This window comes from Geodermatophilus sp. SYSU D00742 (assembly GCF_054049935.1).
Genome location: NZ_JBJGYJ010000036.1, coordinates 1 through 12541 on the forward strand (window position 1 = coordinate 1; position 12541 = coordinate 12541).

Annotated in this window: 14 protein-coding genes; 6 read left to right on the forward strand and 8 right to left on the reverse strand. The window is 76.2% G+C overall.

Annotation, left to right across the window (positions count from 1 at the left end):
- Window positions 1–103: 103 nt before the first annotated feature.
- The 3 genes from ACI78V_RS19435 to ACI78V_RS19445 all read right to left on the reverse strand — a co-directional run bounded on the left by ACI78V_RS19435 (window position 104) and on the right by ACI78V_RS19445 (window position 4528).
- Window positions 104–1519: an ethanolamine ammonia-lyase subunit EutB gene (locus tag ACI78V_RS19435; protein ID WP_456853727.1), complete on the reverse strand. Its 1416-nt coding sequence runs from the start codon at window positions 1517–1519 to the stop codon at window positions 104–106.
- 73 nt (window positions 1520–1592) lie between these two features.
- Complete coding sequence (gene eat / locus ACI78V_RS19440) at window positions 1593–3062, reverse strand: ethanolamine permease (RefSeq protein ID WP_456853730.1); 1470 nt, start codon at window positions 3060–3062, stop codon at window positions 1593–1595.
- Between the two features lie 98 nt (window positions 3063–3160).
- Window positions 3161–4528, reverse strand: coding sequence for an MFS transporter (locus ACI78V_RS19445; RefSeq protein ID WP_456853732.1), 1368 nt, complete (start codon window positions 4526–4528; stop codon window positions 3161–3163).
- Window positions 4529–4767: 239 nt separating this feature from the next.
- Here ACI78V_RS19445 and ACI78V_RS19450 point away from each other — a divergent pair, with 239 nt between their 5' ends.
- On the forward strand, window positions 4768–5493 hold the full coding sequence (locus ACI78V_RS19450; RefSeq protein ID WP_456853734.1) for a GAF and ANTAR domain-containing protein: 726 nt from the start codon (window positions 4768–4770) through the stop codon (window positions 5491–5493).
- 7 nt (window positions 5494–5500) lie between these two features.
- Here the strand turns inward: ACI78V_RS19450 and ACI78V_RS19455 are convergent, their stop codons facing one another.
- Together ACI78V_RS19455 and ACI78V_RS19460 are read right to left on the reverse strand one after the other, a co-directional pair.
- Entirely contained in the window at window positions 5501–6397 is an 897-nt protein-coding gene (locus ACI78V_RS19455) for an SDR family NAD(P)-dependent oxidoreductase (protein WP_456853737.1), read from the reverse strand.
- A 90-nt stretch (window positions 6398–6487) separates the two neighbouring features.
- On the reverse strand, window positions 6488–6889 hold the full coding sequence (locus ACI78V_RS19460; RefSeq protein WP_456853739.1) for a hypothetical protein: 402 nt from the start codon (window positions 6887–6889) through the stop codon (window positions 6488–6490).
- 200 nt (window positions 6890–7089) lie between these two features.
- Here ACI78V_RS19460 and ACI78V_RS19465 point away from each other — a divergent pair, with 200 nt between their 5' ends.
- The 3 genes from ACI78V_RS19465 (at window position 7090) to ACI78V_RS19475 (ending at window position 8656) form a co-directional block, all read left to right on the forward strand.
- On the forward strand, window positions 7090–7710 hold the full coding sequence (locus tag ACI78V_RS19465) for a hypothetical protein (protein WP_456853741.1): 621 nt from the start codon (window positions 7090–7092) through the stop codon (window positions 7708–7710).
- 52 nt (window positions 7711–7762) lie between these two features.
- Entirely contained in the window at window positions 7763–8032 is a 270-nt protein-coding gene (locus ACI78V_RS19470) for a DUF2277 domain-containing protein (protein WP_456853743.1), read from the forward strand.
- Window positions 8033–8116: 84 nt separating this feature from the next.
- Entirely contained in the window at window positions 8117–8656 is a 540-nt protein-coding gene (locus ACI78V_RS19475) for a hypothetical protein (protein WP_456853745.1), read from the forward strand.
- 190 nt (window positions 8657–8846) lie between these two features.
- Here ACI78V_RS19475 and ACI78V_RS19480 read toward each other — a convergent pair whose 3' ends face one another.
- Window positions 8847–9104 carry a hypothetical protein gene (locus tag ACI78V_RS19480; RefSeq protein WP_456853747.1) on the reverse strand — a complete coding sequence of 86 codons (258 nt, stop codon included), beginning with the start codon at window positions 9102–9104 and terminating at the stop codon, window positions 8847–8849.
- Window positions 9105–9223: 119 nt separating this feature from the next.
- Here ACI78V_RS19480 and ACI78V_RS19485 point away from each other — a divergent pair, with 119 nt between their 5' ends.
- Window positions 9224–9736: a DUF6328 family protein gene (locus ACI78V_RS19485; RefSeq protein WP_456853749.1), complete on the forward strand. Its 513-nt coding sequence runs from the start codon at window positions 9224–9226 to the stop codon at window positions 9734–9736.
- A gap of 31 nt (window positions 9737–9767) precedes the next feature.
- Here ACI78V_RS19485 and ACI78V_RS19490 read toward each other — a convergent pair whose 3' ends face one another.
- A complete protein-coding gene (locus ACI78V_RS19490) occupies window positions 9768–10157 on the reverse strand; it encodes a very short patch repair endonuclease (RefSeq protein ID WP_456853751.1) in 390 nt (129 codons plus the stop codon).
- Window positions 10158–10334: 177 nt separating this feature from the next.
- Here ACI78V_RS19490 and ACI78V_RS19495 point away from each other — a divergent pair, with 177 nt between their 5' ends.
- On the forward strand, window positions 10335–11774 hold the full coding sequence (locus ACI78V_RS19495; RefSeq protein WP_456853753.1) for a hypothetical protein: 1440 nt from the start codon (window positions 10335–10337) through the stop codon (window positions 11772–11774).
- Window positions 11775–11869: 95 nt separating this feature from the next.
- Here the strand turns inward: ACI78V_RS19495 and ACI78V_RS19500 are convergent, their stop codons facing one another.
- Window positions 11870–12529, reverse strand: a complete 660-nt coding sequence (locus ACI78V_RS19500; RefSeq protein WP_456853754.1) for a glycosyltransferase — start codon at window positions 12527–12529, stop codon at window positions 11870–11872.
- Between the last annotated feature and the right edge of the window lie 12 nt (window positions 12530–12541).

Sequence of the window (12541 nt, forward strand, 5' to 3'; positions counted from 1 at the left end):
GCTCGGAGGGGGGGGCGGGCGCCCGCCACGCGGGCGGGGCGGGCGCGGCGCAGCACCGCCCAGGGGTCGTCGCCGGCCGGCAGCGGCTGGTCCAGCGCCGAGCTCATGACGACGCCGCCGCGAGCAGGGCCCGGGCCGCGGGCGCGTCGGCGGTCAGTTCGCGCACCCGGCCGGCGTCGTCGAGCAGGTCCATCCGGGCCAGCCAGGCCTCGAACTCCGGCGCCGGGCGCAGGCCGAGCACCGACCGGGTGGTGAGGACGTCGGAGAAGGCCAGCGACTGGTAGTGCAGCATCACGTCGTCCGCGCCGGGCACGGCGATGAGGAAGGTGCAGCCCGCCGCCCCGAGCAGCAGCATCAGCGCGTCCATGTCGTCGCCGTCGACCTCGGCGTGGTTGGTGTAGCAGACGTCCACACCCATGGGCAGGCCGAGCAGCTTGCCGCAGAAGTGGTCCTCCAGGCCGGCGCGGAGCACCTGCTTGCCGTCGTAGAGGTACTCCGGCCCGATGAACCCCACGACGGTGTTGACCAGCAGCGGCTCGAAGTGCCGGGCGACGGCGTAGGCGCGCGCCTCCAGCGTCTGCTGGTCGACCGGCCGGCCGCCGATGCCGTGGTGCGCGTCGGCCGACAGCGCCGAGCCCTGTCCGGTCTCGAAGTAGGTGACGTTGGCGCCCACGGTGCCGCGGCGCAGCGCCAGCGCCCCGGCGCGGGCCTCGGCGAGCAGGTCGAGGGTGACGCCGAAGCCGCGGTTGGCCGGCTGCGTCCCGGCGACGGACTGGAACACCAGGTCCACCGGCGCCCCCTGCTCCAGCGCCCGCAGGGTGGTCGTGACGTGGGCCAGCACGCAGGACTGGGTCGGGATCTCGTAGCGGCTGATCACCGCGTCGACCAGCTCCAGCAGCGCGACCGTGCGCGCCGGGGAGTCGGTGGCGGGGTTGATCCCGATGACGGCGTCGCCGCACCCCTGCAGGAGCCCGTCGACGATGGACGCCGTCACGCCGAGCGGGTCGTCGGTCGGGTGGTTGGGCTGCAACCGCGACGCGAGCCGGCCCGGCAGCCCGAGGGTGCTGCGCAGGCCGGTGACCACCCGCGTCCGGCGGCCGACGGCGACCAGGTCGGCGTTGCGCATCAGCTTGGACACCGCGGCCACCATCTCCGGGGTCAGCCCGGGGGCCAGGCCGCTGATCGACGCCTCGTCGCCGGCGGCTGCCCAGGCCAGCAGCCGGTCGCGGAACCCCCCCACCGTCAGTGACGCGACCGGCGCGAAGGCGGCCCGGTCGTGGGTGTCCACGACCAGCCGGGTGACGTCGTCCTCGTCGTAGCCCACCACCTGCTCCTCGAGGAAGGTGGCCAGTGGCAGGTCCGCCAGCACGGTCTGCGCGGCGACGCGCTCGGCGGCGGACTCCGCCGCGCACCCGGCCAGCACGTCGCCGGAGCGGGCCGGTGTCGCCTTGGCCATCAGCTCGACCAGCGTCGGGAACTCGTACGTGTGGCCGCCGAGCGTGCCCCGCCGTCGGGTCACGATCCCGCCCCGCCGGCGCCGGTCGCTCTCGCGCCCAGCGGTGCCGTGTCCCTGGACGACCTCGCGGGCCCGGTCATCGCACGTCCTCCTCCGCGTCGGCGAGCAGGTCGAACTCCTCCTCGGGGGCGGAGGCGACCAGGTGGTGGCGGCTGTAGAGGGCGAAGTACGCGAGGAAGGCCGCGTAGGCGGCCAGCGTCCACAACGCCGCGGTGACGTCGACGAGGAAGGTGGCGACCACGGCCGCGGCCGCCAGCACGAGCGCGACACCGGTGGTGGCCACGCCGCCCGGCGTCCGGTACGGCCGCTCCAGGTCCGGCTCGCGGCGGCGCAGCACGATGTGGCTGACCATCATGAGCACGTAGGAGACCGTCGCGCCGAAGACCGCCATGTTGAGCAGCATCGCGCCCTGGCCGGTCAGCGAGAGCACGAAGCCGATCGCACCGGGCACCAGCAGCGCCAGCATCGGCGCCTTGCGGGAGTTGGTGACCGACAGGACGCGGGGCAGGTACCCGGCGCGGGAGAGGGCGAAGGTCTGCCGGGAGTACGCGTAGATGATCGAGAAGAAGCTCGCGACCAGCCCGAACAGGCCGGCGTAGTTGACCACCCGGGTGATGCCGTCGGGGGCGGCGGAGCCGGCGAGCGCGTCGACCGGCGGGTTGCCCGACCCGGCGATCGCCGCGGAGCCGGCCGCGCCCGGGGTGAAGACGAGCATGAGGACGGCGAGGACGACCAGCACGCCCATCGCCGCGACGATGCCACGCGGCATGGACCGGGCCGGGTCGCGGGCCTCCTCGGCGGCCAGCGGCACGCTCTCCACGGCGAGGAAGAACCAGATCGCGAACGGGAACGCCGCCCAGATGCCGATCAGCCCGTAGGGCAGGAACGACGAGGCGCCGGCGGCGTCGGTGGGCGCGATGTCGAGCAGGTTGCCCGCGTCGAACTGCGGGATGGCGCCGACGAGGAAGACGACCAGGCCGACCAGGGCGACCACCGTGACGACGAACATCGCCTTGAGCGCCTCGCCGACGCCCATGAGGTGGATCCCGATGAACAGCGCGTAGACCGCCAGGTACACCCACCAGCCGTCGGTGATGCCGAACAGTCCGAGGGACTCCACGTAGGCCCCGATGAAGGTGGCGATCGCGGCCGGGGCGATGGCGTACTCGATGAGCACCGCGATGCCGGTGGCATACCCGCCCCACGGCCCCAGCGCCCGGCGGGCGAACGTGTAGCCACCGCCGGCGGTCGGCAGCGCCGAGCCGAGCTCGGCCAGGCCGAACACCATCGCGGTGTACATGACCGCCATGAGGACGACGGCGATCAGCAGGCCGCCGAACCCGCCCTCGGCCAGCCCGAAGTTCCAGCCGGCGTAGTCCCCGGAGATGACCGCGGAGACGCCGAGCCCGGCCAGCAGCAGCCAGCCGGCCGTCCCGGTGCGCAGTTGCCGCCTGTGGAGGTAGCCCTCGTCGACCCGCTCGGCCTCCACCCCGGCGTGGTGACCGGGGCGGGCGGGAGTGGGTCGGGTGCCCGGTTCAGCGGTCATGGCGAACCTTCCGCGTCGGCCCCCGGTGGGCGGGTGGGGTCAGCGTTCTCGCCGCACCGGGCCCGGTCAACCCGCGGCGCGAGGACGGAACACGCTGTTCACCGGCCCGCCGCGGAGGATCCGACGAGCAACTCGAGGTCGCGGACGTAGACCCCCGTCCCGTGCCCGAACCCGGACACGACCGGCTGCAGCCGGGTGCCGAGGCCGGCCGCGGCGCGGGTGAGCGCCGGCGGGGTGGCCGGCAGCCGGACGTCCTCGCCGGCGAGGGTCAGCACCAGGCCGGCCGCGACCAGCGCCAGGACCGCGACCGTCCCGATGGCGGCGGACAGCCCGAGGTGCTCCGCGACCAGGCCGATGGCCGGCGGCCCCCCGAGCAGCCCGGTGTAGCCGACGGTGGTGGCCAGGGCGATGCCGCGGGCGCCACCGAGCACGCCGGCGCGGGCGATCGCCAGCGGGAAGACGTTGGCCAGCCCCAGGCCGACCAGCACGAACCCGGCGAGCGCCACCGGCAGGGACGCCGTCGTCACCGCGGCGGTCGCGCCGGCGGCCGCCAGCAGGGCGCCGCCGGTCAGCAGGCGGCGCTCCCCCATCGCGACGACCAGCCGGCTCCCGGCGAGCCGGCCGCAGGCCATCGCGAGCGAGAAGCCCGCGTAGCCGCCGGCGGCCACGACCGGGGCCGCGTCCAGGTCGGTGCGCAGCAGCAGCGCGCCCCAGTCGGTCAGCGCTCCCTCGCCGTACGCGGTGCACCCGGCGACGGCGCCGAGCACGACCAGGGCGGCGGTCGGCCGGCCCTGCTCGCCCGCCCGCCCGTCAGCCAGCCGGACCGCTCCCGCGCCGTCGGCGCCGACCAGCGCCGGAGCCGCCCAGGCCGTGAGGAGCAGCCCGGCACAGGCGACGACGACCAGGTGCACCGCCACCCCGGACACGGCGGAGGCCAGTCCCCCCAGCAGCGCGCCGGCCAGGCCGCCGAAGCTGAACCCGGCGTGCAGCCCGGACAGCAGCGGGCGCCCGATCCGGGCCTCGACGGAGACACCGAGGGAGTTGGCCGCGACGTTGACCATGCCGGTCGCCGCACCGAAGACCAGCAGCGCGACGCACAGCGCCGGGACGGAGGTCGCCAGGCCCGGCAGCACGACGGCCAGGCACACCAGGACAGCGGCCGCGGCGCTGACCAAGCCCGCGCCGAGCCGGGCGCACAGCGCGCCGGTCACCTGCATGCACGCCAGCGCACCGAGGGAGAGACACAGGAGCGCGACGCCGAGCGTGCTGTGCCCGGCACCGACCTGGTGGGCCACGTCGGGCACGCGGGCGGCCCAGCTGCCGAACACGACGCCGTCCAGGGCGAAGAGGGCGGCGACGGCCAGCCGCAGCCGGTCGGGGGACGGTTCGGGCGCGGAGGACCGCGCCGATCGCACGAGCCCGGCGACCGGCGTCCGGGCGCGCAGAACGAGAGCAGGAGTGGCCATGGGGACCTTCCGGGGAGGAGCCGGCCACCGGCAGACGGGTGGCCGCGAGGGGCGGGGAAGAGCACACGACCTCGGGCACCCGTCTCCCACGGTGCCAGGGAGCGCGCCCTCCCGCCGCCGGAAGGCCCCTCGCGGCCCCGTGAGTGTCGCCACGCCCGTCCCCGGCTCCGCGGCGCGAGGTGACTGCATTGGGCACAATGCTTCCGCCACTGCCGCAGCTGAGAGGAGACCACCGACCGGTGGGCACCGCCGACACCGATCCCACGGGGGACGACGGCCTGCTGGCCCTGCTCGCCTCGGGGGGCGACCTCAACTCCTTCCTGGGCGATCTGGTCCACCTCGCTGCCACGCAGACGCCCGCCGCCGAGGCCTGCGGGCTGACCCTGGCCCGGTCCAGCGGCGCGGTGACGGTGAACGCGACCGGCCCGCTCGCCCAGGAGGCCGACGAGCGGCAGTACCGGGTGGACGACGGCCCGTGCCTGCAGGCGATGCGCGAGGGGGTCGTCGTCCGGGTCGACGACATGGCGGGCGAGCGCCGCTGGGGCCCCTACCCGGAGCTGGCGGCGCAGGCCGGGGTCCGCTCGTCGCTGTCGCTGCCCCTCGAGGTCGAGGGCCGCAGCCGCGGGGCACTCAACCTCTACTCGACCCGGCCCGCCGCCTTCGGTGCCGGGGACGAGGAGACGGCCGGACGGTGGGCGGCCCACGCCTCCGGGGCGCTCGCGGTGGCGCTGCGCATCGCCGACGGCCACGACCGGGCCGACCAGCTGATCGGTGGCATGGACACCCGGGCCGTGATCGGCCAGGCCATCGGGCTGGTCATGGCCCGGGAGCGGTGCACCGCGGAGCAGGCGTTCGCGCTGCTGCGGGTGTCCTCGCAGCGGCGCAACGTGAAGCTGCGCGACGTCGCGGCGGCGCTGGTGGCCTCCTTCGAGGCCGACCTGCCGGAGCGCCCCGACCGCTGGTGAGGGCCGCTCAGATCGCCCGCCAGGGTCCCTTCGCCGCATTGCCCTCGGGCCGGGAGGCGAAGACGTTGCCCTCGGTGGGGGCGGCGTCGTCGCCGGCCAGGGCGAAGGTCTTGAACAGCGGGCCGACGAGCGTGTCGTAGAGGGCCGGGAGCAGGCGGAAGCCCGCGATGACGACGGTGTTGGCGATGCCGGCCTGCACCAGCCGCCGGGGCCGGTCCAGCCGCGCCACGACCGCGCGGGCCACGCGCTCGGCGGTGTAGACCGGCGGGGGCGGCCGTCCGGTGCTGCCGGCCCACGTCGCGCCCTGGTAGTAGATCGGGGTGTTGACCCCGCCGGGCGCGACCGCGGAGACGTGCACCCCGGGGGCGTCGCGCACCTCCTGCTGCAGCGTCCGCACCAGGGCCAGCTGACCCCACTTCGCCGCCGCGTAGGTGCCCATCAGGGGCGCGGTGACCGACCCGAGCAGCGAGTTGACCACCACCAGGTGACCCGCCTCCTGGCGGCGGAAGACCGGGAGCACCGAGCGGGCGACGTTCGCGGTGCCGTGCACCCCGGTGTCCACGACGGCCTCGAAGACCGCGCGCGGTACGTCCTCGATACGCCCGTAGGCCATGGTCTGCGCCGAGTGGACGACGACGTCCAGCCGGCCGAACCGGGCCAGTGCGGTGTCGACCACCTGCTGCACCGCCTCGGCGTCGGTGACGTCGGCGGTGCAGGCCAGCACCTCGGTGGCGCCTCTCTCCCGGGCCTCGGCCGCGGTCTCCTCCAGCGGCCCGCGGCCGCGGGCCACCAGCACCAGGCGGGCACCGCGGCCGGCGAGGTCGTGCACCGTGGCCCGCCCGATGCCGCTGGAGGCACCGGTGACGAGGACGGTCGGGCCGGACGGCGCGGCAGGCGGCGGCATGGGGCTCCTCGGGCTGGCGCCGGGGGGTTCCGCACCGTGCTGGACCGCCCCGGCTCGACGTGCCGGGCACCTACCCGAGCTGCTCCCGGCTCATGCGGAGGCGCCGGGCAGGGCGCCGTACAGCCAGCCCGGCCCGGTGACCGCGGCACGCTCCGGCAGCCGGGCCCGCAGCCCGCGGTCGGCGGTGACCACCAGCACCGGGACGCCGTCGGCATCGAGCCGGGCGGCCCGGTCGGCGAGGGCGTCGTCCCCGCTGCCGGGTGCGCGGACGACGGTGACGCCGTCCGGCACACGGACGTCGCGGGCCGCCCCCTCCACGACCACCACCAACTCGGAGCACACCAGCGTGCCGCCCCCGGGTGCGGGGAGCAGGCGCCCGGCGAGGGGCGCCAGGCGCCGCAGCAACCGGGTGGTGGCGCCGACGCGGTCGCGCCACCAGCCGTCGGGACGCGCCCCCAGCACGTTGGCCACGTCGACCAGCACGACCGTCATCGCACCCTCCCCGGACGGGGCCGATCCTCCCCGCGGGGTGGGTCGCGCGCCCGCGGGTGCCGGTCCGCACCCCGGGGTGCCGGGCTGCGCCCTCACCCGCGCCGGTGACCGGCCGTGCCCGCCGTTTGTGCCGGTCCGGCGCGGGAACCGACCGGTACGTCCCCGCGCCCGCCGGCGCGGACCGACCGGAGGAGGGGCCCATGGCCAGCAGCGACCGGACCGCCCACGACCACGACGCCACCCGCGAGGGCGCCTCGGCCACCCGTGGGGCGGCCCGCGACGCGGTGGCCGCCCAGCGCTCCCGGTTCGGCGGCATCAAGTGGGGCGCGGCGTTCTTCGGCTGGCTGTCGGCCAACGGGCTGGCGGTGCTGCTCATCGCGCTGCTGTCGGCGGCGGGCGTCGCTCTCGGGCTGACCCAGGGCCTGGACTCCGCGGACGACGCGACGGGCCAGGCCGACACGATCGGGTTGGCCGGTGGCATCGCGCTGCTCGTGGTGCTCTTCCTGGCCTACCTCGCCGGCGGGTACGTGGCCGGCCGCATGGCGCGCTTCGACGGGCTGCGGCAGGGCATCGCCGTCTGGCTGATCGGCCTGCTCGTCGTGGTGGTGCTGTCGATCGCCGGGTACCTGCTGGGCCGCGAGTACAACGTGCTCGAGGCCCTGAACCTGCCGCGGATCCCCATCGACGAGGGCACCGCCACCACGGCAGGGATCGTGACGCTCGTCGCCATGGCCGTGGTCACGCTGATCGGGGCGATCCTCGGCGGCGGGCTGGGCACCCGCTACCACCGGAAGATCGACCGGGCCGGCTTCGACGCCTGACGGCGGATGCCGGGGGCTGCCCGGTGTCCCCGGCCGCTCCTACGCTGCGGCCATGTGCCGGAACATCCGACCGCTGGCCAACTTCGAGCCCCCCGTGACCGACGAGGAGATCCAGGCCGCCGCCCTGCAGTACGTACGGAAGATCAGCGGCGCGACCCGGCCGTCGCGGGCCAACGCCGAGGCGTTCGACCGCGCCGTCGCCGAGGTGGCCGAGGCGTCGGCCCGGCTGCTGGGCGCCCTGGTCACGACGGCGCCGGCCAAGGACCGTGAGATCGAGGCCGCCAAGGCCCGGCAGCGGGCGGCGCTGCGCTACGGCACCTGACGCACCCGTTGCGTGCCACCGGTGTGGGAGCCGGGCACCGGGGTACCTCCCCGGTCCCTCTCCCCTCTCCCCCGGAGCGAAGCCATGGCTCGTAACACCCTGTCCCGCGCCCTGCACGACCTCGGCCTGTCTGCCTGGTTCGGCGGCACGCTGGCCAACGCGGTCGCCCTGAACGCGGCCGCCGGTGAGGCCGGCGGAGACCGCGGCACCGGGCGGGTGGCCAACGCCGGCTGGGACCGCTGGACGCCGGTCAACGCCGTCGCGATCGGGGCCCACCTGGTCGGCAGCGTCGGGCAGCTGCTCGGGAACCGTGGCCGCGTCGCGCAGCAGCAGGGCGTGGCGGGCATGAGCCTGCTCAAGACCACGCTCACCGTCGCGGCGCTCGGCGTGACCGCGTACAGCCGGTCCCTGGGCATCGTGGTGTCCGGCGCCGGCAGCGTCCCGGCGAAGTCGGGGACCAAGCCGACCAAGCGCACCAAGGCCGAGGTCGCCGCCGCCCAGGAGCAGCTCGACCGGCTGCAGTGGGTGATCCCCGCCCTGACCGGTGCGCTCGTCGCGGTCAGCTCCTACGCAGGGGAGCAGCAGCGGCCGAGCGAGGTCGCCCGGGGCCTCGCCCAGAGCTGACCGGCCGCAGGGCAGGCACCGCGGGAGACACCTCGCCCCGCACCGTCCCCGTCCAGGGGACGCACCGCTCCCCCGCCGCGTGCCGCCCCGAGCCGCGCGCCGCGTGGGCGCACGCCGGGCAGCACCGCACGGGGCAGCTGATCCGCGGGTGGCGGGGCCGGCACGGGTGCCGGCCCCGCCACCCGCCGGGTCACCCGCGGGCGACGTCGTCCGGGTCCGGCGTCCGGAACGGGGGGTCCGCACGCGGCCCGTCGTCGTCCGCCGGCGCCGCACTCCCCGCCGGCGCCGCTCCTCCTGCCGGCGCCGCGGTCTCCTCGGGGCGGTCGGGTTCCTCGCCGCCGATGCCGAACCCCTCGGCCGGCTCGGGTGCCCCCGCGCCCGGGTCGGCGGCGGGGATGCCGTCGTCTCCCCGGCCGAGGTTCGGTTCCATCGGTGCCCACATCGACATGTGCTCTCCTCCCCCGCCCGGGTGGTCGGGCGGCGCCGTCGGCGTACCCGGGGCCTGCTCGGTGTCACCATCGCCGCCCCGGGTGAACGCCGGGTGGACGACGTCGGGCGGGAGAGGCCATGGCGGAGACGCGGGCAACGCACCACGAGGGGAACTCGCCGGGTGAGAGCCGCAAGGAGCGGATCGACCGGGAGCTGCTGGAGCTGCTCAACGAGCTGCGGGTGGCGTTGCCCGGGGTGCAGTTCCTCTTCGCCTTCCTGCTGGTCGTCCCGTTCCAGGACCGCGGCGGGGACCTCACCGACTTCCAGCGGGACGTCTACTTCGTGACCCTGCTGGCCGCCGCGATCGCGACGGGGCTGCTCATCGCGCCCGCTGCCCAGCACCGCGTGCTGTTCCGGCAGCACGACAAGGAGAACCTCCTACGCCGCAGTCACCGGTCGGCGTTCGTGGGGCTCATCGTGCTGGCTGTCGCCATCTGCTCGGCCGTGCTGCTCGTGACCGACGTCCTCTTCGACCTGACCCAGGCGTGGGTGACCGCCGGCATCGTCGCCGCCCTGCTGGCCTGGTGGTGGATCGCGGTCCCGTTCTGGCAGCGGGCCCACAAGACCCAGGACACCCCGCCGGAGGCCTGACGTGGGCTGACCACGAGCGTGCCCGGGCGCCTCACGCAGTGGGCTGCGTGCTCCGGTCTCGTAGGGCCCGGCAGATGGCCTCGACGACGGCGTCCGGGTCCTCGTGCTCCCAGAACCGGAGCACCCGCCACCCGGCCGACCGGAGCCGCGCATCCGTGCGCGAGTCCCGGGCGACGTTGCCGGCGATCTTGGCGACCCACCACTCCCGGTTCGCCCGGGGCACGTGGCCGCACGCCGGGCAACCGTGCCAGAAGCAGCCGTCGAGGAAGACGACGAGACGCCGCCCCTTCCACACCAGGTCCCCGCGCGCCCGCGTCTCCGGACCGGGCCGGACGTCGACCCGGAAGCGCACACCTCGCGCGTGCAACCGCCGCCGGACGGCGAGCTCGTGTGCGGTGTCCCGCCGCGGCTGCCTGCGCATCCGCGCGGCGACCACGTCGGACGACGGCGGCGGCGCTGGTCCGGGACCATCGCGTTCTCGCCCTCCCGGCGGTCCGTGCGTCCCGGGCACCTGCCCTCCTCAGCCGTGCCCGGTGAGGTCCGGCCACGGTGGCGAGCCGGAACGGCCCCGGGCAACGGGTCGCCTAACCTGCGGGTCGTGAGCTCGCCGTCGGCCGTGGACCTCGCGCCACCACCGGACGCGTCCCGGTCCGACGCACGGTGGACGCCGGTCGAGCTGCTGCCGTCGCTGCTCGTCGTCGTGCTGGGCACCGTCCTGCTCCTGCCGGGGCACGGCCTGTGGTTCGACGAGCTGTTCACGGCGGAGGTCGCCCGGCTGCCGTTCCGCGAGATCCTGGCCGCGGTCGCCGAGGGCCGGGGGACGACGAGCTACCTCGTCGACGTCCCGCCGTCGTACAACGCTCCCTACTACCTCGTCGTGCACGCGTGGACGTCGCTGCCCGGGCTGGGCGGGGACACCTCGCTGCGGGTGCTCTCGCTGCTGGCCACTGCGGGCGGCTTGGCGCTGATCACGCGAGCGGTCACCCGGCTGGCGTCCCGGCCGGTGGGGGTGCTGGCCGGCGTCGTGCTCGCGTCGAGTCCGCTGCTGCTGGAGCAGGCGGTGGAGGCCCGCAGCTACGGCCTCGTGGTGCTGGCCACCGGGGGCGCGACCCTCGGGCTGGCGCGGTGGCTGCAGGAGGCGCCGCGCGGACTGCTGCTGTTCGGTCTGGCCGGGACCGGCATGGGGCTCATGCACTGGTACGCGGTGACGGCCCTGGCCGCGTTCGTGGTGACCGCACTGCTGCTGCGCGGGTGGCGGGCGGTCCCGGTTGCGCTCACCGGTGCGGTCGCCGTCGTCGTGACCGCAGGGCTGGTGCTGGTCAACCTGCTCAACGGCACCGGGGCACGCAACGCCGAACACCTCCGCGACACCGGCGGCACACTGGCCGACCTCGCCGTCGAGGCCTGGGCGGGCGGCCGCACCCCCCTGCTGTACCTCGCTGTGGGGCTGGCCGTGCTCGGGGCGGTCCGGGGGGCCGGGGTGCGCGTGCTCGGGACCTGCTGGGTGCTCGTCCCGCTCCTGCTGCTGCTCGCTGCCGAACTCGTGCGGCCGGTGTACCTGCCGCGCTACCTGCTGGCGGGGCTGCTGGGACTCGGCGTGCTCGCCGCCGCCGGCGCGCTGGCGGCTCCCCGGGCCGCACGCGCACCGGTGGCCGGGCTCCTGGTCGCCTGCGCGCTGCTGGCCAGCTCGCCGTTGACGGTCCGGGAGCCGCGGGAGCGCGCGGACGAGGTGGTGGCCTTCCTCGCCGCCGAGCACCGGGCCGGAGAGCCGGTGGTGGCGGCCGACCAGCGCTCCGCGACGGGCCTGGACCACTACGTCCGGACGACGGCACCCCGGCTGCGGGCCGACGTCGTGCTGCCTCCGGACGACCCCCCGGGCTCGGCCGATCGGGTGTGGCTGGTCCGCCGGCTCATCGACGGCGAGCCGGTGCCCACCGACGACGACGAGATCCTGCAGGGCGCCGGCCTGACGATGACCGCCGAACGGTCGTTCCCCGCCAGCAAGACCGACCTCGTCGTCCAGCGCTGGGAACGCTGAGCCGGCACCGCGCACACCCGCGCCCGTGAGGACCGCGCTCATGCGGCGGTGCACGGAGGTGGGCCGAGAACCTGCGGAGGGCGAGCCGGGGGACCTCAGCCGCGCCGGCGCAGGGCCCAGGCCAGGGAGCGCGCCGACTGTGCGAGCCGGGCGCGGGTGGTCCACGCCGAGCTGCCCTCCGGCCGCCGGTCCCGCGTCACCGGCACGCTGGTCACCGGCCGGCGGGCCGCGCCGACGGCCAGTACGACGCTCGGTGCCTCCGCGGCGAGGACCGCCTCCCGCACGGCCGGCCCCATGGCCAGGAAGGCACCGGCGTCGGGGGGCAGCCCGGTCAGCCGCGCGGCCAGCCAGCGGTGCGCCGTCCCGCTGGCCCGGCGGACCGGCGACTCGTAGGCGCCCCGGCGCCCGGCGAAGACGGCCTCGACGTCCCCGACGGCGAGCCGGTCCAGCAGCAGCGGCACGGCCTCCGGGGGGTCCTGCAGATCCGCGTCCAGGCACACCCACACGTCGGCGTCCGGCTCGGCCGCCAGGCCCGTCCCCAGCGCGGCGTGCTGCCCGCTGTTGACGGTGAGCCCGGTGACGGCGATCCGCGGGTCCGCGGCGCTCAGCGCGGACGCCACCCGCGCACTGTCGTCGGGCGAGGCGTCGATGACCAGCCGCAGCCGCCAGTCCCGCCCCTCCAGCGCCGCGGCCAGCCGCTGCGCGAGGGGTGCGAGCGTCGCCTCGTTGCGGTACACGGGGACGACGACCGCCACGCGAGGCCCAGG